Source organism: Chryseosolibacter indicum, assembly GCF_018598585.1.
Taxonomy (GTDB): domain Bacteria; phylum Bacteroidota; class Bacteroidia; order Cytophagales; family Cyclobacteriaceae; genus Chryseosolibacter; species Chryseosolibacter indicus.
In genome coordinates this window covers 56069-81564 of sequence record NZ_JAHESD010000007.1, presented here as the reverse complement: position 1 = coordinate 81564, position 25496 = coordinate 56069, and the positions used below count along the sequence as shown (strand labels likewise).

The following is a 25496-nucleotide window of genomic DNA, read 5'->3' as shown; positions in this document are numbered from 1 at the left end:
ACTTGTTTAACTTAAATAAATAAATCTATGTTGTTTGCTCTTTTATTGGACATCAGTTATGCAGTAATGGGCGCTGGTATCGGTGCTGGCCTTGTTGCAATTGGCGCAGGTCTTGGCATTGGTAAAATCGGTGCTTCTGCTATGGAAGGTATGGCACGCCAACCTGAAGCTTCAGGTAAAATTCAGGGTGCAATGCTTATCATTGCCGCTCTTATTGAAGTAGCCGCTCTTTTTGGGCTGGTTATTTGTCTGCTGATCTCTTTCAGAACAGCTTAATTATTCAAGAAACTTGCTTAGGCAATGGGCCGGCAGGTTTCTTCTTATTAAAAGTTGAACAAGAAATTTGAGTATTAACTCAGTAAAAACCTTTAAAAACTTATGCAGCTTCTTACTCCAGATCCTGGATTAATTCTCTGGCAATTAATTGTATTCGTATTACTTTTTTTACTCCTGGCAAAGCTAGCCTGGAGGCCAATTATCAGTTCTCTAAAAGCACGTGAACAATCTATTACTGATGCTCTTGAGACAGCCGAAAGAGCAAGACTTGAGATGACTAAACTTAAGTCTGATAACGAAAAGCTTCTTAAAGAGGCTCGTGAAGAAAGAGATAAGATGTTAAGAGAGGCTAGGGAAGCTGCAAACCGTTTAAAAGACGAAGCACAAACTGAAGCTAAAAAATCTGCAGACAAGATTATCGAGGATGCGCGCGCCGCAATTAACATTGAGAAGCAAGCTGCTTTAAAAGAAGTAAGGGTGCAGGTTGCAATGTTCTCATTGCAGGTTGCTGAAAAACTGATGAAGACAAAACTTGCTGACGACAAAGCGCAGAAAGAGCTTGTTGAAAATTATATAAAAGATCTTAAGACAAATTAGTCATGGCAGATTCAAGGGCAGCATCGCGATATGTAAAATCTCTCCTTGGACTTGCCGTGGAGCAGAATGTGCTGGAGGCGGTGCATTCAGACATGCTCATGTTTACAAAGCTGGTTGAAAGCAATAGGGAGTTTAAGCTCCTACTTGCGAATCCTATTGTTAAACATGACAGAAAGCGCGCTATTCTCGAGAGACTTTTCAAAGGCAAAGTGAATGCTTTAACAATGGCTATATTTGATATTCTTACGCGTAAGAATAGGGAGCCGTTATTGCCAGCAATTGCCAAGGAGTTTCATGAAGCATATAACGATTATAAAGGAATACGAAAAGCATTTGTTACTACCGCAGTACCACTTGATTCAAAACTTCGCGCTGAATTTGAAGGTATGGTGAAGAACTATACAGGCAAAACACAGGTTGAATTAATTGAGAAGGTGGACAAAGATATGATTGGTGGTTTCATTCTTAACGTTGGCGACCGCCAGGTTGATGCATCCATCAAGAATAAGCTTAAAGCATTAGAATTAGAATTTAGTAAGAACCCATATATCAAAGAATATTAATCTCTTATAAACATGGCAGAGATCAGACCTGAAGAAGTATCAGCAATTTTACGTGAACAACTTTCACAATCACGAACTGACGCCGAACTGGAAGAAGTAGGTACAGTACTTACTGTTGGTGACGGTGTAGCTCGTATCTATGGTCTTACCCAAGCTCAGGCTGGTGAGTTGATCGAGTTTGAAACCGGATTAAGAGGTCTGGTTCTTAACCTGGAAGAAGATAATGTGGGTGCTGTATTACTGGGTGACTATAAAGACATTAAAGAAGGTGCTACAGTAAAACGTACTGGTCAAATAGCTTCTGTAAAGGTTGGTGATGGTATGTTAGGTCGTGTAGTTAATACACTTGGTCAACCTGTCGATGGTCGAGGTCCTATTGCAGGACAACTTTATGAGATGCCATTGGAAAGAAAGGCACCAGGTGTTATTTATCGCCAACCAGTAAACGAACCTCTGCAAACTGGTATCAAAGCTATTGATGCAATGATTCCTATTGGACGAGGTCAACGCGAATTGATTATTGGTGATCGTCAGACTGGTAAGACTGCCGTGGCTCTTGATGCAATTATTAATCAGAAGGAGTTCTACGAAAGAGGTCAGCCAGTTATCTGTATATATGTAGCAATTGGTCAGAAAGCCTCTACAGTAGCTAACGTGGCATCTGCACTTGAAAAGGCAGGCGCGTTACCTTATACCATCATCGTTTCAGCATCTGCATCAGATCCTGCACCTATGCAATTCTTTGCTCCTTTTACCGGAGCTGCTATTGGTGAATTCTTCCGTGATACTGGTCGTCCGGCACTTGTAGTTTATGATGACTTATCTAAACAGGCAGTTGCTTATCGTGAAGTATCACTGTTATTAAGAAGACCTCCTGGACGTGAAGCTTACCCTGGTGACGTTTTCTATTTGCACTCACGTTTATTAGAGAGGGCTGCGAAAATCATCAACAATGATGCTATTGCCAAAAACATGAATGACCTCCCTGCTTCCATAAAGCCTTTGGTTAAAGGAGGAGGATCTTTGACTGCGCTTCCGATTATTGAAACACAAGCAGGTGACGTTTCAGCTTATATTCCAACCAATGTGATTTCTATCACTGACGGTCAGATATTCCTTGAAACAAACTTGTTTAACTCAGGTATCAGACCAGCCATTAACGTTGGTATCTCTGTGTCTCGTGTAGGAGGATCTGCTCAAATTAAATCAATGAAGAAGGTAGCAGGTACATTAAAGCTGGATCAGGCACAATACAGAGAACTTGAAGCCTTTGCAAAATTCGGGTCTGACCTTGATGCTGCAACCAAGCTTACTATTGATAGAGGAAGAAGAAATACCGAAATCCTCAAACAAGATCAATATGCTCCTGTTCCTGTTGAAGAGCAAGTGGCAATAATTACAGCTTCAACCAGAGGATTTATGGACAAAGTTCCTGTTAATAAAGTGAAGGAGTTCGAGAAGGAATTTATTGAGCTGCTGCGTACAACACAACGTGGTGTGTTAGACAACCTGAGGGTTGGCAAATTTGAGGATGCAGATGTGGCAATTATTAAAAAAGTTGCAACAGATCTTTCAAGCAAATATTAATTGAATAACTGCTACTTTATAGTAGCGGTATTTGGATAACTGGACAAACAAATGCCAAGCTTAAAAGAAGTAAAGAATAGGATTACATCTACAATCTCTACACAGCAGATAACCAAAGCTATGAAGATGGTTTCCGCTGCGAAATTGCGTAGGGCACAAGATAGAATTACGCAGATGCGTCCCTTCGCTCAAAAGCTTAATGCGATACTTCAAAATCTTTCAGCAGCTCAAACCGATGGAGAGAATTGGTACAACGAACAGCGTCCGGCGAACAAAATTTTATTGGTGGCGATCAGCTCTGACCGCGGCCTTTGCGGATCATTTAATAGCAACGTTTTTAAAACTGTAAATAGGGTAATCGAGGAAAAGTACGCGACGCAGTTTAATAATGGGAACGTAACTGTTCTTTCTATTGGTAAGAAAACAGCCGACTACTTTGGTAAACGCAAGTGTAATTTGATTGGCGATTATACATTGCTTTTCAGTTCACTTTCTTACGATAATGTATCTCACGCCGCTGATTTTATCATGCAGGCATTTAGAGATGGTAAGTTTGACAGGGTTGAATTGGTGTACAATGAATTTAAAAATGTAGCTACTCAAATTCTGCGTGTTGAACAATTCCTTCCTATTGTTCCTCCAACAAATCAGATTGATGCTGCAAGCCAAATCGATTATATCTTTCAACCTGAGCAAGATACTATCCTTAGTGGCCTTATTCCAAAGTCATTGAAGGTACAATTGTATAAAGCAGTTCTTGATTCAAATGCTGCAGAGCACGGTGCTAGAATGACAGCGATGGACAAAGCAACTGACAATGCTGGTGAATTGCTAAAACAATTAAGGTTAACTTACAACAGAACACGTCAGGCAGCAATTACAAAAGAAATTCTAGAAATTGTTGGTGGCGCAGAAGCTTTAAAATCTTCATAAGAATAAAACGTTTTATAAATTAAGGTCTCCTTGGAAAAGGAGACCTTTTTGTTTTATGAACAAACTTCTTCATGCTTACAAACTTCTTAATATTCTTAGTATTGATGTTGTTATTGGTGCCGTTATTTCGGGGCTTTTCTTTGGCAAGTTATTTAAAGTAACAATTTTACCTTACGGGCTTGCCGTTCTGGGTCTTACTGTATGGATAGTATATACTGCTGACCACTTAAAGGACGCTAAAGACATAAGCAAGCCCGCATCGTCTACAAGACACTTATTTCATCAGAAGCACTTCAAGCCTATACTTATTTGTTTAATGATAGTATTGATAGTCGATTCTATACTCCTTTTCTTTATCCGACATCAGGTATTCATTTGGGGTTTAAGATTGGCTATGTGTGTAGGCATATACCTTGTGATAAATCAAAAGCTCCCCTTTCTTAAAGAATTATTTGTTGCCTTGATGTATACAATTGGTGTACTTCTTCCATCAATCTCTGTTACCAATGTTCATATTAATGATTACCATACCTTAATTATCGTGCAATTTTTCCTGATTGCACTGCTAAATCTCCTGGTGTATTCTTGGGTTGACGCCAATACTGACGTTAAAGACAAGATGATGTCTTTTGTTACATACTTTGGTCCTAAAGTTTTGAGAACATTGATAGCAATACTCGCGGTTATTACCTGTTTGATATTTATAGCGCAGGCACTGCTTTACAACTTTGATAGCGTACAGGTCATACTGTTGATAATGACGTTGATTTTATTGACAGTGTTTTATTTCAATTCCTTCTTTAGGAAGCACGACCTGTACCGGCTCATCGGTGATGCTGTTTTCTTTTTACCTGCTTTACTTCTTGTATGAATACGCTAAATATTTTTGATAAAGTAGCGAAGTATTATGATTTGATTGCATCCGTTGTTTTTGGAGGGCAGATAAAGAGCTCGCAAAAGTACTTTCTTCGTTATCTGAACAATAGTGAGAATGTACTAATTATTGGTGGAGGTACAGGATGGATAGCGAAGGAGATTTTGCTTCTATACCCTAAAATCAAAATTACTTATGTTGAAGCTTCACTAAGAATGATAGAGGAGACTGAGCAAAAGCTCCAACAATATGCAGACAATGTTATATTTATTCATGGCACAGAAGAATCCTTGCCTAAGGAAGTTGAATATGACGCGATCATCGCCAATTTCTTTCTTGACTTATTTAAAGAAGAACAACTGCAGGAAGTAGTGTCTAAACTAAAAAGATCAACGCGTAAAGATTCTTTATGGCTAGTTTCTGATTTTCAGGATAAGGGTGTATGGTGGCAACGAGTGCTGTTGAGGAGCATGTTCCTTTTCTTCCGCTTCGCATGTGGTATCCACCTTAAAAGGCTGCCCAACTGGAAGAATTTATTTAGCAATTCTAAATTCGTTGTTCTTGATTCCAAAGATTTCTTTAGAGGCTTTATTCATTCTGTAGTTTACAAGATTTATTGAGCTATTACATCGCCATCAAATTGTTGAATGAGCTCCGCTTTTTCTTCCATCAGTTTAATTATTTTTCTTAAATATTCTATTTCTTTTTTAGCTAGGTATAATTGCCGGTGCTGCTCTAGTGCCTCCATTTTTAACTGGGAAATCTCTTGTTTTTGTTCAATGCTCTCACCTTGTTGCATTTCAACGTAATATTGGAAGAAATTATGGTCAAGAACCTGCGATATTTTAAGAAGCAGCCCTGTATCCAGGTGCCTTTTCTTAAAAATGCGATAAACATTTTGCCTTACGGTTCCTAATTCATCAGCAAAGTCAGTAAGCTTCATACCCTTAGCCTCAAAAACTTCCTGTATTTTTTGCCCTATTTCAACTTTCATTGGTTCTCAGGATTTAGATGTGTTAAAGATACTGTGAATTAATAAGTTACACCTTATTCAAGAAAATCCAAAAGTGTAACCTTTTGCTTTACAGTTATTATTCTGTTAAATTAACAGGTCCTCCCATTTTGTAACGCCCTCAATACCCATTCATGGAAAAGCCTTATTATCAAGATGAGTATGCAACCGTAGAATTAGATGACACCATTCCATGTATAAAGGTCACCTTAAAGGGCATACCACGATTTAGCGAACACTATCAATTGGTACAATTAAAGCGTCTGGAGCTGATGCACCAACATGTCAAGAATTATCCTAAACTTCACATGTTAACTGATAGTAGCGATGCAGGGCCGGTGTTGGAGGAAGATATCGTTTACTTTAAAAACAATGTATTACCGCAAATGGGGAAAGCAGGAATTCGGTTTCTTGCGATAGTAATGCCAGGTAATAAATTTACACAACTCATTATTAAGGAAATGACCAATAAAACAGGCCTAATTAAAGTAAGGTATTTTGAAACAGTTCGTGAAGCACGATTATGGCTGAGAAAAATGACATTCGCCTAGGGAAATCCATAAGTTATTGTCATTTGGAAGACTTCAACGATTTCCAGTCGCTGATTTAACATTATCCCCTCATCTCTTTTGATCTTATATTGTATTATAGTGCTTTAACAGTAAATTGCGTATTAACCTCTATAAGCAGTAGTGAGTTTTTCATTAAGATGTTAAGTCAATCCGGTGGCCATGCAGGACCTTTTTAAGTATCTACCCGCAGTAGTGTATGAGTACGCAATTTATCCGGATGGAAGACAATGCTTTACATATGTAAGTGAAGCCAGCAGCACTATTCTAGGCATTGATGCACAAGTACTGCTTAACGATGCTTCAATACTTGATACAATTGTTCATGAAGATGACCTCCCCTCACTCAAAGATACGGCTATTCAAAGCCGGCAAAGCTTTGCGGAATGGCACTGGCAGGGACGCGTAATAGTAAACGGAAGAGTTAGGTGGATGGAGTTCAGATCCAATCACGAAGTTCAAAAAGATGGCCGGGTTCTTCAACGCGGAATTATACAGAACATTTCAGAAAGAAAACAAACGGAAATTGAAAGCGAGCTACAATACCAGTCGCTCATTGAAAAATTACCTGTTGGGATAGTAATTCATAATAAAGGGAAGCTGGTATTTGCCAACGCCTATGCTTATTCAATTTTAGGAATAAAGGAAGGTAATCTTATCGGCAAAGATGTTATTGATATGGTTCATCCGGACTTTCGTGAAAGGGTAATGGAACGGATGAAGGAGGCACAGACAGGCATACCTGTTCCTTTAATGGAGCAGAAGTATCTACATGCTGATGGAAGAGTTTTGGATTTAGAAGTAATGGCTTATTCTTTCACATACAAAGGCGCGCAATGTGTTCAGGTTATCTTCCGCGACATAACAGAGAAGAAACAGACGGAAGCACGCATTAAGAAGAATGAAACTCTGTTTACTCAGCTATTTCAAAATGTGCCTATGGCAGTTGTAATGCTCGATGAAAACGGAAAAGTTTTTCAGGTTAATAAGGGATTTGAAAAGATGTTTGGTTTTGCCTTAACTGAACTCAGAGGTAAGAACCTGAATGATTTCATTGTTCCGGAAGAATTAAGAAATGAAGGTATTGATCTGAATAATCTTATTACTTCTAACCAGGTAGTAAGTATCGAAACTATAAGAAGGCACAGAAGCGGAGATTTGGTAAATGTAATTCTTTGCGGTGTTCCTGTAATGCTCGATAACCAAACTATCGGCATTTATGGTGTCTATGTTGACATTACAGACAGGAAAAGCGTAGAGGAAGAATTAAAGATAAGAAATACTGAACTAGATAACTTTGTTTATAAGGTTTCACATGACCTTCGAGCGCCGCTGTCATCTATTCTGGGTCTTGTAAATTTGGCCCGCCTTCCCGGCAATTCAGATGATCCATTGGAGTATATTGATATTATTGGTAATAAGGTGCAGGCGCTAGATCACTTTATCAATGATGTGTTAAGCCATTCGAAGAATCTGAAAATGGAAGTGAGTATCAGTAAGGTCGACTTACGAAAAATCATTGATCAAACTTTTACTGATTTAAGCTACCTGGAAGGTGCCAGGATAATGAAACGAAATATAAAAATTGAAGGAATTGAATTTTACAGTGATCATTGGCGAATATCAGAGATTTTTAGAAATCTAATATCCAATGCCATCAAGTATCGGCAATTGTATACAGATACACCAGAAATAAATATTAAAATTCATGTAGATCATTTACGCGCCGATATCAATTTTTCAGATAATGGTATTGGCATAGATGAAGTAAGTCTTTCGAAAATATTTGACATGTTTTACAGAGCAACTGAACAATCAGACGGCTCAGGAATTGGATTATATATTGTAAAAAACGCTATTGATAAGTTGGGAGGTCAAATCAATGTGGTAAGTAAAGTAGGGCATGGTACCAGATTTAACATTCTCTTGCCCAATAGAATTAACAGTATAATAAATAAAACATCTCCTATTGTAGTTGAACCACGATGAACATTTTTGAAGTAGTTACTCCACAGCAGAAAAAGGAATTTCTAACATTACCGGTGAAGCTTTATAAAAATGAGCCAAACTGGATTCGCCCCTTAGATAAAGACATAGAAAATGTATTTGATAAAGAAAAGAATAAAACATTCAGGCATGGTGAATGTATCCGCTGGATATTAGTAGATGATAGCGGACAAACAATAGGTCGGGTGGCTGCGTTTGTCAACAACAAGATAGTGCATAAAGGCAACGACCAGCCTACCGGCGGAATGGGCTTTTTTGAGTGTATTAACAATCAAAAGGCAGCATTCATGCTTTTTGATCAGTGCAAACAATGGCTACAAAGCAAAGGAATGGAAGCTATGGATGGGCCCATTAATTTCGGCAGCAGAGACCGTTGGTGGGGTTTGCTTGTAGAAGGTTTTGATAGGCAGCCTAACTATCAATGCAATTATAACTTTCCTTACTATGTCAATATGTTCGTAGCCTATGGCTTTAAGGTATACTTCTATCAACTTACCTTTGGCCGTCCTGTGATGGGAGCTGTACATGATCGTATTGATGAAAAAGCTGCAATGACCGAAGGGAATCCTGATTATGAATTTCGTTACTTAAGAAAATCGGAGATAGATAAGTTGCCGGAATATCTTCTTACCGTTTATAATAGGGCTTGGGCCAAACGCAACGAGAACCCTGAACTTACAATGGCGCAGGCACAAATGCTCGTAAAACAAATGAAACCTATTCTTGATAGGAAGCTGCTGTTCTTTGGTTTTTACAAACGCGATCCCATCGCGTTTTTCCTCTCACTCCCAGAGATCAACCAGATTTTTAAACATGTCAATGGAAAATTAAATGTGTTGGGAAAACTCAAATTTGTATGGCATCAACTATTAAAGACCAATAGAAAAGCTTTTGGGATTCTTTTCGGTGTGGTTCCCGAGCATCAGGGGAAGGGAATAGATGGGGCTATTGTATCTGCTGGAAGAAAAGTGCTGCAGGAAGAATACAGACGCTATGACGACTACGAAATGAACTGGATCGGAGATTTTAACCCAAAAATGATAAATGTCGCTTCGCAGGTGGGTGGAGATGTGGTGAAACGACATGCCACATATCGTAAACTTTTTGATGAGTCTAAACCTTTTAAAAGGTCGCCCATTCTTCATTAGCACATACTTTTTGAACAACTTTTAACAATAATTGTTAATACTATACCTTCGCACTTCGAACGGACTTGTTAGTAATGAAAGATAAAATTGGAGTTCTATTAATAAATTTAGGTACGCCTGATAGCCCTTCTGTTGGCCACGTACGATCATACCTCTCACAATTTCTAAACGATCCACGGGTAATCGACATTCCGTGGCTTTTAAGAAAGCTACTCGTGAATGTTGTTATTGTACCTTTTCGCGCTTCTAAATCTGCAAAAGTCTATAAAAAATTATGGACAGCGGATGGCTCTCCCTTGTTGTATTACAGTGAAAGAGCAAAAGAACTATTGCAACAACAATTAGGGTCTCAGTATGATGTGTACCTGGCAATGCGATACAAAAATCCTTCTATACCTGATGTTCTGGAAACCATGCGAAAAAAGAACTACTCCAAAATTATTGTACTACCAATGTTCCCGCAGTATGCCTCAGCCTCTACAGGATCAGCGCTGGAAGAGGTGATGCGTGTAGTTCAAAAATGGTGGGTAATACCGGAGCTAAGATTAATCTCTCAATATTATGATCATGCTGATTACATCAATGGCTTTGTAGAAAGAGGAAAGCAGCACCGTATCGATGATTATGACCATGTGTTGTTCTCATATCACGGTCTTCCTCAAAGGCAGTTGGATAAAGTATACAATGATGGCCCTTGCGATGGGCATAACTGTGAACATGAAGTTACTGAAGAAAACAAGTTCTGCTACAAAGCAGCTTGTTACGCTACAACAAGACTTATTGCAGAACGCTTAGGTATACCATCGAGTAAGTATACGGTGTGTTTTCAGTCTCGGTTAGACGAAGGATGGGTAAAGCCATATTCTGATGAGGTTATTAAAGAGTGCGGTAAGAAGGGAATGAAGAAATTGCTCGTCTTTTCACCCGCGTTCACTGCAGATTGTCTTGAAACAATAATTGAAATAGGAGAAGAATACCAGGAATTGTTTCATGAACATGGAGGTGAAAAAGTTCAACTTGTAGAAAGCCTCAATGATCACCCTTCATGGATTCAATGCATGAAATCACTGGTGTTGCAAAACTGACAGCTTATCATTGTTGATGCAAGGGCTAATTTTTTGAGTGGGCTTGAAAGTTACATACACCTTAGTCCTCGAGCATGTCCTTTAATTCAAGCTCAAGGGCTTTTGTGCTGATATAAATTTCGTTGAGCGAGAGAACCAGTGATAATAACAGAAAAACAAGACTCAATCCAAAAATAGAGTATGCTAAAACTTCATACTCGAGGTAGAAGAATAGCATACATAAAACACAAAAGAAAAAGCTCGTAATTCCGGCAGCTTGCATTTGTTTGATAAGCATTAACCTTCGTCTTAGATTTTTGATTTGTTCTTTAATGGTGTGATGCTCTTCAGGAGCCAGCTTCCACTTACTATGTAAATTTCGGATAAGAGTTGCCAATGCCAAGAAGCGATTGGTGTAAGCAAGCATGAGAAGTGTTATAGCGGGGAATAGCAGCGCAGGTGTGTTTATTGAAATAGTCATAGCTTTACTTACTGGACTCTTTGCAGTGTTCGTAATGATTTTGAAAAGGTAGCCATAACAGAGACAACGAGTAAAGTTGCAAAACCTCCTAATATAACAGACCGAACCGTCCCAAAGCTTCTGGCAGTTACACCTGATTCAAACATCCCTATTTCATTAGAAGAGCCGATAAATATATGATTTACGGCAGATACTCTGCCCTTCATATTTTCAGGTGTAAGTGTTTGAAGAAGTGTACTGCGTATAATAACACTGATGCAGTCAAAAGCTCCGCTTGCAATAAGCAGAAAGAGAGACAACCAAAAGTTAGTAGATAGGGCAAATAATATCATACACACGCCAAACCCACCTACGCATGATAAGAGAATTTTTCCTGCATGTTTAGTGATGGGATTATGCGTAATGTAGAAAGCTGTACATACGGCACCAATCGAAGGCGCTGCACGTAAAATTCCAAGACCAATTGGACCAGTATGAAGTATTTCTTCCGCAAAGATCGGAAGTAAAGCTACTGCTCCTCCAAAAAGTACAGCAAATAGGTCTAATGATATTGCGCTTAGTATTATTTTATTATGGAACACGAAACGCAGCCCTGCCTTAATTTTTTCTACCACTCCTTCTTCTGCCGTAATCTCCGGTAAAGGTTTATTTCCTACTGATATAGCTAGCACGAGTCCGATTAGCGTCAGGCTGACATCAATCGTATACGCAGAGGTTATACCATAGAAACCATAGATTAAACCACCTAAAGCCAGTCCTGCTATTGTTGCTGTCTCCCATAACGTACTGTTCCACGATATTGCGTTTGTATACAATTCTCTCGGAACAAGTTGAGGCATAAAGGAGAATAAAGCCGGCGTGAGAAAACCCCTCGCAATACCACTAATAAATATTACTGTATATATCGGAACAACACTACGTGTGATAATGCCAGCACCAATATCAAGCGTGAAAAATAAAAGAAGCGAAGAGCAAAGTAGCAAAGTGCTGATGCATGTAACAATAATCTTTTTTCTCTGCATAATATCCGCTACATGCCCGGCGTATAACGACACGCTTATTGATGGAATGGCTTCTGCTAACCCTATAAGGCCAAGGGATAAAGGATCTTTAGTAATAGCATATACCTGCCACGCCACAACTACTGACTGGATTTGTATTGCAAGTGTTATGCAAAAACGCGAGGAAATAAATAATCTGAAATCAGGAATTTTAATTGAGGCGTAAGGGCCTGTGGGAAAGTTATTCATTCTTAAACAATGCTTACAAAAATAGCAAGGCTAATGTATTCATCAACGGACTAACATTTTTTCAATAGCTTGTATGGCGTTTTTTCTTCTCTGCTCAAAAGAACCTTTTATTTCAACAAAAGGAACCTGCTGCTGTTTCAATTCATTATAGTAAAGCGAATACAGATACTCCCTCTTATCAGGATGTTCACGTTGAGGATCGTCTTCCCAGGGGATATCAACATAGGTTAATAAGTACAAGTCATACTTACGACTCTGAATGTGATTAATAATCTCCGGATCAACCGAACCGAACTTCACTTCACTCCAGATTTTAATCACATAAAGATTAGTATCACATATAAGTACTTTATTCGCGTCTTTAGCCCATTCATCCTCAACGCGTAATTGTCCGTGCGCTATTTTTAAAAGATCAGATTGCTGATATGGTCCTCGTAAATTTTCAATATAGCTTCGTGCATATTCAGGAACCCATGTAGTGTTAAAATGCTTAGCCAGCATCTCAGAAAGAGATGATTTGCCGGTACACTCAGGTCCTATAATCGCTATCTTTTTTATTGAACTATCCAATCGAAAGTATAAAAAGTAAAGAGAATCAATCTTAAACAAACATAGAAGATAAATCAACTTAATTCTTTTACAAGTATATAGGTGCCCATGCACAGAATAAACCAGCCGAACACTCTTCTTAAATGCACTGCTGAAAATCTTTTATGTAGTCTGTTTCCAATAAAAATGCCACCCACAGCCAGTGTTGTTATTGATAATAGGAAAAGCCAGTCCATCGAGTAATTCAAAACATCACCCAAAAAACCAATTAATGAATTAATGGCAATAATAAATAGCGAAGTACCAACTGCAGTTTTAAAGGGAAGGCCTGTTAAAAACACAAGGGCCGGTATAATTAAAAATCCACCACCTGCTCCAACTAATCCAGTTAATGACCCGATAATTACCCCTTCTACTATTGTAAGAAGAACTTTAACATCATGGTGATTTGTCTCCTCCTTCCTTCCCCGTATCATAGAAATGGAGGCAAGTATCATAAGTAAGGCAAATACACCAAGAAGTAAAATTCTTTTCGTTAAAATAAAATCATTAACACTTATAATTACTTCAGGAATGGCAGGAACAACCCACTTTCTGGTAATAAAAATACTGGCAATGGAAGGTATACCGAATAGAAACCCTGTTCTGATATTTACCAGATGTTCCCGGTACTTTGGTATCGCTCCTACAAAACTGGTAGTGCCTACTATAAAAAGTGAATAGGCAGAGGCAGTAACAGGTTCAATTTTAAATAAATACACAAGAATAGGTATGGAAAGAATCGAGCCTCCTCCACCTAATAATCCTAGAATTACACCGATAAATATAGAGCCAATATAGCCAACTACTTCCATCATTATCATTTGACGGCGCTAGTATACACTTTTTAAGTGTGTCATAGTCGGCCGTATTCAACAATAAAGGCGTCGGGAAATTTATTTTTAAGTTCTCCTTTAAATTGTTCTGCTTTTTCTCTTGATGGAAACTTGCCCAGAATCAAGCCATAATATTTTAAACCATTAAGCACTTTAACCTGAACAGTAACGTGTTTCTTATAAGAATTTTTGAGATTATCAGATAAACGCATAAGATTAACAAGCTCCTGGTAAGTTCCTATCTGCACGCCGTATCCCTTAGGCTTCGTTCTTGTTATTTCAAATTCATAAAACTCTTTGTCCTCAACTGTTACCTGATCAATTGTTCTGGCGGGGTCACTTGTCTTACCATCACCCGGATCTAAAACCTCTAGTTGTACTTCTGCAACACCCTGGTTTATAAAACCTAATTCTTCGGCGGCACTTTTAGATAGATCAATAATTCTGCTTTCTACCCAGGGCCCTCTATCGTTTATGATAACTTCTACTGATTTGTTATTGGCCGTATTCGTAACCTTAACCTTAGTACCAAAAGGAAGGCTTCGATGCGCCCCTGTTAGCTTGTTGTGTTTGTATTTTTCTCCGCTGGCAGTAGGGCTTCCTTCAAACTTGTCTGCATAAAAGGAGGCTTTACCAGTTTGAATCTGAGCGAAAGCAGCAAAAAATAAAATGCTGAAAAAAAATGCAAAAGATAATCTCTTCATGGGGTTTCGGTTAGTATAAGAACCTTCAAACTTATTTAAATGCAAAGATAAAGCTGGTGCCGTTATATTTAATAGAACATTCGGTTAACCGTAGATTAAAAATACTTTATAAAGAAGATTATCAGGTGTGTTAGAAGAGAACGTCTTACCCTTTCTTTTACCGTAGAACATCATCTTCTCCTTCCAAGCCGTGTAAGAGTTTACGGTGAATTTAAAATTTCCTACAGCTCGTGATCCAAATAAAATTTGTTTCTGCCAAAATAACATGAAAAATGAAGGGATATAGGAAGGATTAGGAAGGGTTTAGGATGGCCTTACCTAGTCTCACCTTCAGTGGGAATTTTTTGACTTTTCACTTCCTATTTATTTGGCTTCCGGCAATTCTGTCAGTTTTTAAAAACTTATTTGAAGATGTATAAATTTACTTAACTTTGCCCGGCAAATAATAGATCGTATTTATTTGCCATGCTCGATAATTCCAAATTCCTTTTTGAAGCACTTACCTATGACGATGTGCTTCTTGTTCCAGCGTATTCAGAAGTACTTCCCCGCGAAACCAACACTTCAACAAAGCTTACAAAGAATATAACGTTAAATATACCCATAGTTTCCGCAGCTATGGATACGGTAACTGAAGCAGAACTAGCAATTAGCGTAGCACTTGAGGGAGGGCTGGGCTTCATTCACAAAAACATGAAAATTGCCCTGCAGGCGGAGCAGGTAAGAAAGGTTAAACGTTCTCAAAGCGGGTTAATATTAGATCCCATTACTTTAAGCGTAAACTCAACAGTTCAGCAAGCCGAAAACATCATGCGTGAGTTTCGCATTGGCGGCATTCCTGTTGTAGATGGGGATGGTAAGCTACTAGGCATTATTACAAATCGTGATCTGCGTTTTCAGAAAGATATGAATGCACCGGTTGAGGGCATCATGACCAAAGATAACCTTGTTACAGCACCAGAAGGGATTACCCTCGAAAAAGCTGAAGACATTCTTAAGCGATATAAAATTGAGAAATTGCCTATAATCAATAAGAATGGAAAGCTTACGGGCTTAATTACTTTTAAAGACATCCAGAAAAAGAAAAACAAGCCAACTGCCTGCCAGGACGAGTTCGGAAGATTAAGAGTAGGAGCTGCAGTAGGCGTTACTCCTGACATACTCGAAAGAATAGAGGCACTTAAAGTAGCAGGAGTTGATGTTATAAGTATTGACACTGCACATGGTCATTCCAAAGGTGTTATAGATGCAGCAAAAAGAGTTAAGCAAAAATATCCGGATATGCCACTCGTAGTCGGCAATGTTGCAACCGGAGCGGGAGCCAAAGCATTGGCTGATGCAGGGGCAGATGCAATTAAAGTAGGTGTTGGGCCAGGGAGTATATGTACCACCCGTGTTGTTGCTGGTGTTGGGCTACCTCAATTATCTGCAGTTTATGAGGCTGCCAAAGCAGTAAAAGGTAGTGATGCCAAAATAATAGCTGATGGCGGTATTAGGTTTTCAGGAGACATAGTTAAAGCGATAGCGGCAGGAGCAGATTGCGTGATGATAGGGTCTCTGCTTGCAGGAACCGAAGAGGCGCCTGGTGAAGTGATTATTTACGAAGGAAGAAAATTTAAGTCTTATCGTGGAATGGGATCACTTGAAGCAATGGAAGATGGCTCCAAGGATAGATATTTCCAGGATGTAGAAGATGATATTAAAAAGCTGGTACCTGAAGGAATTTCAGGTCGCGTTCCTTATAAAGGATTAGTAGCCGAAGTCTTATACCAACTCGTAGGAGGTTTAAGAGCAGGTATGGGCTATTGTGGTTCAGGTAATATAGAAGCGCTTAAGGATGCAAAATTTGTTAAAATAACTGCCGCCGGCGTTTACGAAAGCCATCCTCATGATGTAACAATCACCAGGGAGGCACCTAACTATAGCAGGAAATAGGATTTCAATCCGGCGTTGTTAAGTATTGCAGAATTTGATAATTAACATTGATCACATTTGTTTCTATTCAACTAAGAAACTGGTTGTTAACTGATCTTTTTTAATTTATCCTTATTATTGCAGGGCCAATCGTGTGATTGGCCTATTTTTTACCTCCAATTCGAGGTTTTTCCAAGTAAATGCGAACGAAGGCCATTATTAGACTCTTATTCATGGTAGGTGTAATCACCTGGCTGGCCTTGTTATTCACTGATATTTCTATTGTTTTAAGTTCTACCAACAATATAAAATCTGACATCCCGCTTTGGATCCCCAACGTCATACTTAACCTTTTTATCCTTACACTCTATTACTACTATAAGCTTAAAGTAGAGCGGGAAGACTCTTTAAACTTTGTTGACCTTCTATGGCGTGTATTTGCAACAGGCCTGGTTGCTACAGTTATTTCACTCGCCTTAAAGTTGGTTGAGTTTCTAATCGGCTCTACAAAACTTACAAACCACGTTGTTTTCGTTGATCTGCTGTACATGATCAACCTGGGCCTTATGATTGGCTTCCTGATCATGGCTTTTATGGCATGGAAGCGGCTTATATTGTACCAGAAATCGAAGTGGTTACTCAGGCTCTGGAATTTCTTTGAATGGGGACTACTCTTCTCTCTTATCTATAACAGTTTCGATTTCCCTTTCGTCGAAGAGCTGTATGTTACATTACTAACCTTCTTTGTTATTATAGGCCTGATACTATCAGGTAATATGAAGTGGGTTGCATACCTTAACTTCAGACAAAAATGGACAAGCCTTTTATTGCTGCTGTTAACGATTTTTTACCTGCTGTATGGTTTATTTACCATGAGCTCATTGGTAGAATCTCTTTCAACCAAAACAGCAAATTATACAGACTACCAGTTTCACATTTTTATACTGTCGATAATAACATTTGTAACGCTGTATAGTATATTCTCTTTCCTGGTAATTCTGTTCAATCTTCCCACGAGCTCTGTTTTCGAACAAAAACTTGAAGAGGTGGTAAACTTCCAACGCATAAGCCAGTCTATTCAGACAGAACAAAGTGAAGAGAGCGTATATAATATCTTACTTGAGACTTCTGTAAGTACAGTTTTTGCAGATGCGGCATGGCTTGAAGTGAAACATCCTGATCAGCCATCGAAATTATATACTTATAAAATTACTGATAAAGAGGCTTACGAGATTATAAGTCATCTTAATGCACAAAACGTTAAAGGCATTTTAGATCAGGGGAGTGATAAAACACGCAATCTGTCAAAGCACCTGGCAGCATTAAGAGGATCCAGGTTTAGATCTATACTTGCTTTTCCTATTTATGTTAAGGGGGAGAACATAGGGACACTTGCTCTTCTAAAAGAACTTGCCGAGAGTTTCAATAAAGAGATGACAAAGATCGTCTCTACATTTGCCAACCAGGCTGGAATTTCTATTGAGAATTTCAGGTTAATGGAAGAGGCGCTCCAGAATGAACGCTATAAAGAGGAGCTGAAGATTGCCAAAAACGTTCAGAAAAGTTTGCTTCCTGATGTTCTGGAACAGGACAAGGATTTTGAAATAGCAGCCTTTTCTGAGTCTGCCGATGAAGTAGGTGGCGATTATTATGATACCCTTCGCACAAACGACAATGAAGTATCATTAATTATCGCTGACGTTTCTGGTAAAGGAACTACGGCAGCCTTTCACATGTCGCAGATGAAAGGTATATTCCATAGCCTTGCTCAGCATTGTATTCAGGCCGATGAATTTATGCGAAGGGCCAACCAGGCACTGGTTTACTGTTTGGAAAGAGGTTCCTTTATTTCAGCAACTTTTTTTATAGTTAATACCTTAACCAAGAAGATTCAATACTCCCGCGCAGGTCACTGCCCTGTATTGTATTATCATGCTGCTGACAATTCTACTGAATACTTTAAAGACAAAGGAATTGCCCTGGGTATGGTTCGTAATAAAAGTTACGGCAGCTTTATTCAAGCCTATGAGTTTGAATACAAACCAAACGACATCATGGTCTTATATACTGATGGTATAACTGAGGCCAAAAATGATAAGGGAGAAGAATTTGGTTATGAAAGATTAGCCGAAATATTATCGGAAGTTAAATCATTATCACCGAAGGAGATTCAGGAGCACCTTATTAATAAGCTGTATGAGTTTTCAGGTACAAAAAACATTAATGATGATTATACAACGATGATTGTGAAATTTAAATAAAAAGCTGGCGATAAGTTGGCAAAACTAAAGAGAATAAAAAACGTTTAAACACATGATCCATATCAAAAGACTTCAGGAAGACAGCGCTGATATTCTTGCCCTGATTGGTGAAATAGATGCTAGTTCTTCTATTGAGCTTGATCTGGCAATCGCCAAAAGTGTGGGTGAGGGTGCCACTAAAATCCTTATCGACTGTAGCTCGCTGGAGTATATCTCATCTGCTGGCCTTGGAGTTTTTATGTCTTATATAGAAGAATTCAAAGACAAAAACATAAAGATGGTTCTGTATGGTATGAACGACAAAGTAGCTAATACTTTCGAGATTCTTGGTTTAAATGAGTTGCTGGACATTACCAAGGATAAAGCTCAAGCTAAGAGGATGATTCAATGAACTATAGATATAAAGTTGGTTGTAGTATCGAAAATCTGAAAGGTGTTCGCGATTTTATCAGGAATACCTTAAAGACTCATGGCGTGCAAGATCTGCAGATAAGTGAGATGGTGCTCGCGTTAGATGAGATGTGTTCAAACCTAATGATCCATTCTCACCAATGTAACCCTGATGAGTTATTTGAATTGCATATTTCCGTGCAGGAAGGCAAACCCGTTATATTTGAAATAATTGATGATGGTACAGTGTTCGACATTAACAAATTTTCAGAACCGGATTTAGGCAACCTTGTTCACGATAAAAGAAAAGGAGGTTTGGGTATCAGATTGGTAAAAACAATCATGGACAAAGTAGAATATCAAACCGCAAGTGGTAAGAACGTTTGCCGCCTCATAAAACAAGTAAGATTCAATTAAGTATTATACATTCTGCATGTACGTAAGAAAAGCTCTCTTGTTTTCGCTCAGTTACCTTACTGGCTGTTTAGCATTATTTGCTCAACAACAATCGGAGCAGGTTTTATTTTCTGTTGATAAAAAACCTGTTATTACAAGTGAATTTGTATACCTCTACAAAAAGAACCACCAGGGTAAAACAGAAGAATTCACAGAAGATAAAATAAGAGAATACCTTACTCTGTTTATAAATTTCAAATTAAAAGTAACGGAAGCGCAGCGAAGAGGCACTGATACCACAAAAGCATTTATTAGAGAGTATAATTCTTATAAGGATGAACTGCGTAAGCCATACCTTCCTGACTCAAAGCTGATTGATAGCCTTGTGCTGCTTTCCTATAACAGGATGAAGGAAGAGGTAAAAGCTTCCCATATCTTAATTAATGTTAAGCCGGAAGCTAGCCCATCTGATACCCTCGAAGCTTACAAAAAAATTACAGAACTTAGGACAAGGGCATTAAACGGAGAGGATTTCGGAGGCCTTGCAGAGACGTATTCTGAAGATCCATCAGCAAAGATCAACAAAGGTGACCTAGGTTATTTCACTGCAATGCAAATGGTTTATCCTTTTGAAACGGCAGCGTATACAACGAAAAAGGGCGAGATAAGTCAACCCATCCGCACACGGTTTGGTTATCATATCGTCAAAGTTTTTGATAGGAAACCTGCAGCCGGAGAAGTTGAAGTTTCTCATATCATGATTCGGAGCGGTGAAAACAAAGATAGCGAGCAGGCAAAGAATCAAATATTCGACATACATGACCAACTTGACAAGGGAGTACCGTGGGAAGACCTATGCAGGCAATATTCTGAAGATTTAACAACAAAAGAAAATGGCGGCAGATTAAGACCCTTTGGCGTCGGAGTTTTGGGTGCCGTGCCGGAGTGCGAAGCAGTAGCCTTTGAGTTAGAAAATGAAGGCGATATTTCCGATCCATTTAAAACACAATTTGGCTGGCATATAATAAGGTTAGAACGAAAAATACCTTTGCAACCTTTCGACGTGATTGCGCCGTCACTTAAAAATCGCGTCAGCAAAGACGAACGGGTAGAGGTTTCGAAAGAGGCAGCTTATTCTAAAATAAAGAATGATTATGGCTTTGAGGAGAATACTGCCGTTAAAGCGAAAGCACTGTTGCTTGCCGACTCTACGCTTCTAAAAGCTAAATGGAAACCTACTCCTACTCAGGCAATAGAAAAGGAAACACTCTTTTCATTAAACGGAAGAACATATACTGTTAAAGACTTCTTTTCTTATGTAGCAAGTAACCAAAAACCAGGTTCACAAGGCCCGCAAAAATATATGGAGTCTTTGTATGACACCTATACTGAAGAGGCACTGTTATCAGCACTTGAACAAAAGATCGTTAAAAAATCACCGGAATATAAGTGGCTCCTAAAAGAGTATTACGAAGGAATTCTTCTTTTTGATATTATGGAGAAAGAGGTATGGAATAAAGCATCCTCAGATTCCGTTGGACAATTAAACTACTTTAACGCGAACAAAAGTAAATATAAGGCAACAGAAAGAGTTGAAGCGAGAATTTATTCGGCCACTACGAAAGACCACCTTGAACAATTAAAAGGTTTTATTGTGCAAAAGGATAGCGTTAATGCCCAGGAGCAAATTAAAAAATTCAAGATCAGGGAGGATAAAGGAGCTTTTGAAAAAGATGATCGGATAATTTTGAGCAAAATTCAGTGGAAGGAAGGCGTTTACCAGGCGGAAAATAATAACTTAAATTATCTGATCTTTATTGATAAAATACTACCTCCAGGATTAAAGACGTTTGTAGAAGCAAGGCCTAAGGTTATAACAGACTATCAGAGTTATTTGGAGAGTAAATGGATCGAGCAATTGAAGAAAAAATATTCTGTTAAAGTGAATAAAAAAGCTCTTCAGGCTATAATTGGGCAATTGGTTAATACGAAGCGTTAATAATATAAGGATGCGTCTTTTTCATGTAGTACTGGTTGTATGCTGTTCTCTTGTCATGGGATGTGACTTTATCCGCATGAAGAAAGATGCAGCTACTGGCGATGAAGATCGAAAGCCGGTGGCCAGAGTAAATAATGCATATCTTTATAAGGATGAACTTGTCGGTATTGTTAACCCTGCTGTATCCAAGGAAGATAGTACTTCGCGGGTTGAAGCATACATAGATAGTTGGATAAGAAAGCAACTGCTAATACAGGAAGCATCCAAAAAGATAAACATAAATGAAGCCGAGGTTGAGCGAAAGATCCTGGATTATCGGTATAGTATAATTGCTTACGAATTTCAAAGTGAATATGTAAAGCAAAACCTTGATACGCTCGTTTCTCCTGCCGAAATAGAGACATACTATAAAAACAATATCGATAATTTTATTCTTAAGCAGAACATTGTAAGGGCAACCTATGTAAAGGTTCCTAAGAATGCCCCAAGCTCCAAAAAAATTAAAGACCTGATTCTTTCGGGGAAAGAAAAGGATGAAAAGGAGCTAAGAACTTATTGTCTGAGCTTTTCAGTTGCTTACCATATTTCAGATTCAACGTGGATGGTGTTCGATGACCTTGTTCGCAACTCACCTCTTGCTGAAATACCAAATAAAGTACAGTTTCTTAAATCATATCCTTATTATGAAACTGAAGATGAGAACTTTCAATACTACCTTCGCATCATAGAGTATAGAATTTCAGATAATGTTTCTCCCCTTGAATTCGTTCGTGATGAAATTACTAACATCATTTTAAACAAACGAAAGGTAGAGTTAGCGAAGAAACTGGAGGATCAGGTTTATAGTAATGCTTTGGAAAATGATGATTTCGAAATATTCCACAAATAATTGTATGACGACAATACTGAGAAGAATTTATATCATGGTACTATTGGTGGTACTTTCATCGCGGCTTTTTGCCCAGGAAAACCAGGGCTTTGTTGTTGATGAAATTATTGCCAAGGTTGATAACTACATTGTATTGAAGTCAGATCTTGAAAAAGTTTATCAGGATTACCTTGCCAACGGCGGAAGTCCTTCCATGGAGACAAGATGCCAATACCTTGCGATGCTTGTGAGAAATAAACTTATGCTTGCTAAGGCAGAAATAGATTCAGTTGTGGTATTGGACGCAGAAGTAGATGCTAATACACAGCGGAGGATGGATGTTATTCTGGCGCAATCGGGCAGAACGGTAGATGAGCTTGAAGGATTGTATGGAAAAACATTAGAGCAAATCCGCAATGAATTGAGAGATCAGATTCGCGAACAGATGGTTGTTTCTAAGATGGAGGAAACTATTACCAGTGGCATTGCTGTAACTCCTTCAGAAGTTAAGAAGTTTTTTAACAAGATTCCTAAGGATAGTTTGCCATACTTCTCTGCTTCTGTTGAAGTAGCACAAATCGTGAAAATTGCTAAGGTTAGCAACGAACAAAAACAGAAAACAAGGAATCAATTATTGGATATACGCTCACGCATACTTGCAGGAGAGAGTTTCGGAGCATTGGCAAAAGAATTTTCTGATGACCCCAGCGCCTTATCAAATAGCGGTGAGATGGGTTGGTCAGCAAGAGGGAGAATGGTTCCAGAGTTTGAAGCGATGGCGTTTAAACTTAAACCTGGCGAAATTTCAATGCCTTTCGAGTCTGCATTCGGGATGCATATCATGCAGTTGATTGAGAGAAGAGGTAATGAATATAATTCAAGACATATTTTGATTTCTCCTGAGCCGTCTGCCAAAGATTTGCAGGACGTCACCCATTTTTTGGATAGTATCCGTACTCTTATAGTGAATGATAGTTTAACCTTTCAAAAAGCTGCAAAAGAATTTTCAGATGATGTACCAACGAAAGGTAATGGAGGTTTCTTTTCCGATCCTGACGGCGGCACAAAATTAACCGTTGATGAACTTGACCCGGTGGTCTTCTTTAAAATAGACTCAATGAAGGTTGGAGATATTTCAAAACCAGTAGCCTATCGCACCGATGATGGTAAAAATGCTGTTCGAATCCTGTATTACAAATCCAGAATTCCGCCTCATATAGCTTCTCTGGAAGAAGACTGGCACAGAATTCAGGCGGCAACTTTAAATGAGAAGAAAAATAGAATTCTTCAGAAGTGGTTTGAAAAAGCAAAGGCCGATGTTTTCATTAACATCGACCAGAATTATGACTTCTGCGGAATAGTCAGGGATTAAGTTTATGCAAGGCGTTTTGCAACTTCTTCCCAGTTAACAACATTCCACCAGTTAGCGATATACTCATTGCGCTTGTTTTGATACTTGAGGTAGTAGGCGTGCTCCCAAACATCCAGAGCAAGTACTGGCGTTCCTTTAATTTCAGAAACATCCATTAGTGGATTATCCTGATTAGGGGTAGATCCTATTTTTAATTTACTCCCATCAGCAACAAGCCATGCCCATCCCGAACCAAACCGGTTTAGTGCTGCCTGGGTGAATTGTTCCTTGAATTTATCAAATGATCCAAATGAATTATTGATTGCTTCCAATGCTTTTCCGGAAGGTGTATTGTTTGAACCAGGCTTCATCACCATCCAGAAGAAGTTATGATTCCATGCACCGCCACCATTGTTCCTTAGTTTTGCTGATAGTTTGGCGGCTTTCGCAAAAAAGTCCTTTTCTGATGCTGCTGTTACCTTTTCAGCGGCGATCGCCTCGTTAACATTTTTAACATATGTGCTGTGATGCTTGCTATAGTGAAGTTCCATGGTTTGAGCATCAATGTACGGTTCCAGCGCATTGTACTCATAGGGAAGTTTTACCTGGCTAAATTGGAGCGCGGTTGCTGATTGTGTGTTGTTATTATCAGCAATTGCTGCTTTCCCAATTGTGTTAACAAAAGGAACACCGACTGTCGTAATAGCTGCTACCTTTAAGGCTTTTTCTATAAAATCTCTTCTGGAATTTTTCATAATGATACTTTAAGAATCATGTGTGTTAGCTAGGGCTAATTTAGCCAAAAATATTTAGCTTGCAGGGACTCTTAAACCAGCTGACCTATGCAAGAAATATTATACGACGAAGTACCGTCTCTTGACCTTGAGTTGTTCTACGGAGGTGATAAATCGAAAAAAGATAAGTTTGTTCAGGATCTTGGTTCAGCCTATAATAACATTGGATTTGTAGCTATTAAAAATCACTTTCTCAGTGATGATATGCAGCAAAGACTTTATGCTGCGATAAAGAAATTCTTCTCGCTGCCAGATGAGGTTAAGAAGAAATACGAAAGAAACGATCTTGCGGGGCAACGCGGCTATGTTGGAAAAGGGAAAGAGCATGCTAAGGGAAGAAACACTGGAGATCTTAAAGAGTTTTACCACGTAGGCCAGGAGTTGCCAGAAACAGAGTTAAAGAAGGAGGGATACCCCGCTAACGTATGGCCTGCCGAAGTGGAGGAGTTTAAGTCTGTAGCGGTTGAGGTTTATAAAGCCCTTGAGAAAACAGGCACCTATATGCTTCGTGCCATTGCGTTATATCTCAACCTGCCCGAGAATTACTTCGACGACAAAATTAGAAATGGAAATAGTATACTTAGATCTATTCATTATTATCCTATTGATAATCCTGATGCAGTTCCTGCTGATGCAGTGAGAGCTGCAGAACATGGAGACATAAATCTTATTACGCTATTGATGGGTGCAAGCGCTGATGGACTACAGGTGTTAAGAAGAGATGGAAAATGGATACCAATCACGGCTCTTCCCGAGCAATTGGTGGTGAACGTTGGTGACATGCTCGAACGTCTGACCAATAAAACGCTTAAGTCAACTATTCATCGTGTTGTAAATCCTCCAAGAGAGTTGATGAATACACCTCGCTTTTCCATTCCATTTTTCATGCATCCACGTTCTGAAATGAGTCTTTCAGCACTTCCTCAATGCATTACTCAAGATAACCCTAAGCGATGGGACGATATAACGGCTGGCGAATTTCTTGATCAACGTCTTGCTGAAATTGGATTAAAGAAGAAATAAGGCTAGCAAGA

At 38.8% G+C, this 25496-nt stretch carries 26 protein-coding genes; 19 read left to right on the top strand and 7 right to left on the bottom strand.

Features of this window, described 5'->3' with window-relative positions; translation table 11 throughout:
- Nucleotides 1-27: 27 nt before the first annotated feature.
- From atpE to KK060_RS05155, 7 genes are all read left to right on the top strand, one after another.
- A complete protein-coding gene (gene atpE, locus KK060_RS05185) occupies nucleotides 28-276 on the top strand; it encodes an ATP synthase F0 subunit C (protein ID WP_254152633.1) in 249 nt (82 codons plus the stop codon).
- Nucleotides 277-378: 102 nt separating this feature from the next.
- Complete coding sequence (atpF, locus tag KK060_RS05180; protein ID WP_254152632.1) at nucleotides 379-873, top strand: F0F1 ATP synthase subunit B; 495 nt, start codon at nucleotides 379-381, stop codon at nucleotides 871-873.
- 2 nt (nucleotides 874-875) lie between these two features.
- On the top strand, nucleotides 876-1436 hold the full coding sequence (atpH, locus tag KK060_RS05175; protein WP_254152631.1) for an ATP synthase F1 subunit delta: 561 nt from the start codon (nucleotides 876-878) through the stop codon (nucleotides 1434-1436).
- 12 nt (nucleotides 1437-1448) lie between these two features.
- Entirely contained in the window at nucleotides 1449-3023 is a 1575-nt protein-coding gene (gene atpA, locus KK060_RS05170) for a F0F1 ATP synthase subunit alpha (protein WP_254152630.1), read from the top strand.
- Between the two features lie 51 nt (nucleotides 3024-3074).
- Entirely contained in the window at nucleotides 3075-3956 is an 882-nt protein-coding gene (atpG, locus tag KK060_RS05165) for an ATP synthase F1 subunit gamma (protein WP_254152629.1), read from the top strand.
- Between the two features lie 55 nt (nucleotides 3957-4011).
- Nucleotides 4012-4827 (top strand): hypothetical protein, encoded by an 816-nt coding sequence (locus KK060_RS05160; RefSeq protein ID WP_254152628.1) that lies wholly within the window; start codon nucleotides 4012-4014, stop codon nucleotides 4825-4827.
- Complete coding sequence (locus tag KK060_RS05155; protein WP_254152627.1) at nucleotides 4824-5450, top strand: class I SAM-dependent methyltransferase; 627 nt, start codon at nucleotides 4824-4826, stop codon at nucleotides 5448-5450. The genes KK060_RS05160 and KK060_RS05155 overlap by 4 nt, the downstream gene beginning before the upstream one ends.
- Here KK060_RS05155 and KK060_RS05150 read toward each other — a convergent pair.
- Entirely contained in the window at nucleotides 5444-5824 is a 381-nt protein-coding gene (locus KK060_RS05150; RefSeq protein ID WP_254152626.1) for a helix-turn-helix domain-containing protein, read from the bottom strand. The genes KK060_RS05155 and KK060_RS05150 overlap by 7 nt on opposite strands.
- Nucleotides 5825-5976: 152 nt before the next feature.
- On the opposite strand from KK060_RS05150, the gene KK060_RS05145 reads away from it, so the two are divergent.
- The 4 genes from KK060_RS05145 to hemH all read left to right on the top strand — a co-directional run bounded on the left by KK060_RS05145 (nucleotide 5977) and on the right by hemH (nucleotide 10651).
- Nucleotides 5977-6393, top strand: a complete 417-nt coding sequence (locus KK060_RS05145) for a hypothetical protein (protein WP_254152625.1) — start codon at nucleotides 5977-5979, stop codon at nucleotides 6391-6393.
- Between the two features lie 180 nt (nucleotides 6394-6573).
- Nucleotides 6574-8400: a PAS domain-containing sensor histidine kinase gene (locus KK060_RS05140; protein ID WP_254152624.1), complete on the top strand. Its 1827-nt coding sequence runs from the start codon at nucleotides 6574-6576 to the stop codon at nucleotides 8398-8400.
- On the top strand, nucleotides 8397-9566 hold the full coding sequence (locus tag KK060_RS05135; protein ID WP_254152623.1) for a hypothetical protein: 1170 nt from the start codon (nucleotides 8397-8399) through the stop codon (nucleotides 9564-9566). Before KK060_RS05140 ends, KK060_RS05135 begins: the two co-directional genes overlap by 4 nt.
- A 74-nt stretch (nucleotides 9567-9640) precedes the next feature.
- Entirely contained in the window at nucleotides 9641-10651 is a 1011-nt protein-coding gene (gene hemH / locus KK060_RS05130) for a ferrochelatase (protein WP_254152622.1), read from the top strand.
- Between the two features lie 61 nt (nucleotides 10652-10712).
- Here hemH and KK060_RS05125 read toward each other — a convergent pair whose 3' ends face one another.
- Genes KK060_RS05125 through KK060_RS05105 form a run of 5 tightly spaced genes read right to left on the bottom strand, consistent with a single transcriptional unit; the run spans nucleotide 10713 to nucleotide 14489 of the window.
- Nucleotides 10713-11111, bottom strand: coding sequence for a DUF2721 domain-containing protein (locus tag KK060_RS05125; RefSeq protein WP_254152621.1), 399 nt, complete (start codon nucleotides 11109-11111; stop codon nucleotides 10713-10715).
- Between the two features lie 8 nt (nucleotides 11112-11119).
- Nucleotides 11120-12361 carry an MFS transporter gene (locus KK060_RS05120; protein WP_254152620.1) on the bottom strand — a complete coding sequence of 414 codons (1242 nt, stop codon included), beginning with the start codon at nucleotides 12359-12361 and terminating at the stop codon, nucleotides 11120-11122.
- 42 nt (nucleotides 12362-12403) lie between these two features.
- Entirely contained in the window at nucleotides 12404-12931 is a 528-nt protein-coding gene (locus tag KK060_RS05115; protein WP_254152619.1) for an AAA family ATPase, read from the bottom strand.
- 53 nt (nucleotides 12932-12984) lie between these two features.
- Nucleotides 12985-13767: a sulfite exporter TauE/SafE family protein gene (locus KK060_RS05110; protein ID WP_367397463.1), complete on the bottom strand. Its 783-nt coding sequence runs from the start codon at nucleotides 13765-13767 to the stop codon at nucleotides 12985-12987.
- Nucleotides 13768-13805: 38 nt separating this feature from the next.
- Nucleotides 13806-14489 (bottom strand): septal ring lytic transglycosylase RlpA family protein, encoded by a 684-nt coding sequence (locus KK060_RS05105; RefSeq protein WP_254152617.1) that lies wholly within the window; start codon nucleotides 14487-14489, stop codon nucleotides 13806-13808.
- A gap of 465 nt (nucleotides 14490-14954) precedes the next feature.
- Here KK060_RS05105 and guaB point away from each other — a divergent pair, with 465 nt between their 5' ends.
- From guaB to KK060_RS05070, 7 genes are all read left to right on the top strand, one after another.
- Nucleotides 14955-16424, top strand: a complete 1470-nt coding sequence (gene guaB, locus KK060_RS05100) for an IMP dehydrogenase (RefSeq protein ID WP_254152616.1) — start codon at nucleotides 14955-14957, stop codon at nucleotides 16422-16424.
- Nucleotides 16425-16636: 212 nt separating this feature from the next.
- Nucleotides 16637-18664: a GAF domain-containing SpoIIE family protein phosphatase gene (locus KK060_RS05095; RefSeq protein WP_254152615.1), complete on the top strand. Its 2028-nt coding sequence runs from the start codon at nucleotides 16637-16639 to the stop codon at nucleotides 18662-18664.
- 52 nt (nucleotides 18665-18716) lie between these two features.
- Entirely contained in the window at nucleotides 18717-19055 is a 339-nt protein-coding gene (locus KK060_RS05090; protein WP_254152614.1) for an STAS domain-containing protein, read from the top strand.
- Complete coding sequence (locus KK060_RS05085) at nucleotides 19052-19471, top strand: ATP-binding protein (RefSeq protein ID WP_254152613.1); 420 nt, start codon at nucleotides 19052-19054, stop codon at nucleotides 19469-19471. The genes KK060_RS05090 and KK060_RS05085 overlap by 4 nt, the downstream gene beginning before the upstream one ends.
- Nucleotides 19472-19487: 16 nt before the next feature.
- Entirely contained in the window at nucleotides 19488-21449 is a 1962-nt protein-coding gene (locus KK060_RS05080; protein WP_254152612.1) for a peptidylprolyl isomerase, read from the top strand.
- Nucleotides 21450-21459: 10 nt separating this feature from the next.
- Complete coding sequence (locus KK060_RS05075; RefSeq protein ID WP_254152611.1) at nucleotides 21460-22338, top strand: peptidyl-prolyl cis-trans isomerase; 879 nt, start codon at nucleotides 21460-21462, stop codon at nucleotides 22336-22338.
- Nucleotides 22339-22342: 4 nt separating this feature from the next.
- On the top strand, nucleotides 22343-23689 hold the full coding sequence (locus KK060_RS05070) for a peptidylprolyl isomerase (RefSeq protein WP_254152610.1): 1347 nt from the start codon (nucleotides 22343-22345) through the stop codon (nucleotides 23687-23689).
- Nucleotides 23690-23691: 2 nt separating this feature from the next.
- Here KK060_RS05070 and KK060_RS05065 read toward each other — a convergent pair whose 3' ends face one another.
- A complete protein-coding gene (locus tag KK060_RS05065) occupies nucleotides 23692-24423 on the bottom strand; it encodes a superoxide dismutase (RefSeq protein WP_254152609.1) in 732 nt (243 codons plus the stop codon).
- Nucleotides 24424-24510: 87 nt separating this feature from the next.
- Here KK060_RS05065 and KK060_RS05060 point away from each other — a divergent pair, with 87 nt between their 5' ends.
- Nucleotides 24511-25485 (top strand): isopenicillin N synthase family dioxygenase, encoded by a 975-nt coding sequence (locus tag KK060_RS05060; protein WP_254152608.1) that lies wholly within the window; start codon nucleotides 24511-24513, stop codon nucleotides 25483-25485.
- Nucleotides 25486-25496 lie beyond the last annotated feature (11 nt).

Coding starts and splice junctions, on each gene's coding strand:
- atpE (WP_254152633.1), top strand. CDS start 28: ATGTTGTTTGCTCTTTTATTGGACATCAGTTATGCAGTAATGGGCGCT.
- atpF (WP_254152632.1), top strand. CDS start 379: ATGCAGCTTCTTACTCCAGATCCTGGATTAATTCTCTGGCAATTAATT.
- atpH (WP_254152631.1), top strand. CDS start 876: ATGGCAGATTCAAGGGCAGCATCGCGATATGTAAAATCTCTCCTTGGA.
- atpA (WP_254152630.1), top strand. CDS start 1,449: ATGGCAGAGATCAGACCTGAAGAAGTATCAGCAATTTTACGTGAACAA.
- atpG (WP_254152629.1), top strand. CDS start 3,075: ATGCCAAGCTTAAAAGAAGTAAAGAATAGGATTACATCTACAATCTCT.
- KK060_RS05160 (WP_254152628.1), top strand. CDS start 4,012: ATGAACAAACTTCTTCATGCTTACAAACTTCTTAATATTCTTAGTATT.
- KK060_RS05155 (WP_254152627.1), top strand. CDS start 4,824: ATGAATACGCTAAATATTTTTGATAAAGTAGCGAAGTATTATGATTTG.
- KK060_RS05150 (WP_254152626.1), bottom strand. CDS start 5,824: ATGAAAGTTGAAATAGGGCAAAAAATACAGGAAGTTTTTGAGGCTAAG.
- KK060_RS05145 (WP_254152625.1), top strand. CDS start 5,977: ATGGAAAAGCCTTATTATCAAGATGAGTATGCAACCGTAGAATTAGAT.
- KK060_RS05140 (WP_254152624.1), top strand. CDS start 6,574: ATGCAGGACCTTTTTAAGTATCTACCCGCAGTAGTGTATGAGTACGCA.
- KK060_RS05135 (WP_254152623.1), top strand. CDS start 8,397: ATGAACATTTTTGAAGTAGTTACTCCACAGCAGAAAAAGGAATTTCTA.
- hemH (WP_254152622.1), top strand. CDS start 9,641: ATGAAAGATAAAATTGGAGTTCTATTAATAAATTTAGGTACGCCTGAT.
- KK060_RS05125 (WP_254152621.1), bottom strand. CDS start 11,111: ATGACTATTTCAATAAACACACCTGCGCTGCTATTCCCCGCTATAACA.
- KK060_RS05120 (WP_254152620.1), bottom strand. CDS start 12,361: ATGAATAACTTTCCCACAGGCCCTTACGCCTCAATTAAAATTCCTGAT.
- KK060_RS05110 (WP_367397463.1), bottom strand. CDS start 13,767: ATGATGGAAGTAGTTGGCTATATTGGCTCTATATTTATCGGTGTAATT.
- KK060_RS05105 (WP_254152617.1), bottom strand. CDS start 14,489: ATGAAGAGATTATCTTTTGCATTTTTTTTCAGCATTTTATTTTTTGCT.
- guaB (WP_254152616.1), top strand. CDS start 14,955: ATGCTCGATAATTCCAAATTCCTTTTTGAAGCACTTACCTATGACGAT.
- KK060_RS05095 (WP_254152615.1), top strand. CDS start 16,637: ATGGTAGGTGTAATCACCTGGCTGGCCTTGTTATTCACTGATATTTCT.
- KK060_RS05090 (WP_254152614.1), top strand. CDS start 18,717: ATGATCCATATCAAAAGACTTCAGGAAGACAGCGCTGATATTCTTGCC.
- KK060_RS05085 (WP_254152613.1), top strand. CDS start 19,052: ATGAACTATAGATATAAAGTTGGTTGTAGTATCGAAAATCTGAAAGGT.
- KK060_RS05080 (WP_254152612.1), top strand. CDS start 19,488: ATGTACGTAAGAAAAGCTCTCTTGTTTTCGCTCAGTTACCTTACTGGC.
- KK060_RS05075 (WP_254152611.1), top strand. CDS start 21,460: ATGCGTCTTTTTCATGTAGTACTGGTTGTATGCTGTTCTCTTGTCATG.
- KK060_RS05070 (WP_254152610.1), top strand. CDS start 22,343: ATGACGACAATACTGAGAAGAATTTATATCATGGTACTATTGGTGGTA.
- KK060_RS05065 (WP_254152609.1), bottom strand. CDS start 24,423: ATGAAAAATTCCAGAAGAGATTTTATAGAAAAAGCCTTAAAGGTAGCA.
- KK060_RS05060 (WP_254152608.1), top strand. CDS start 24,511: ATGCAAGAAATATTATACGACGAAGTACCGTCTCTTGACCTTGAGTTG.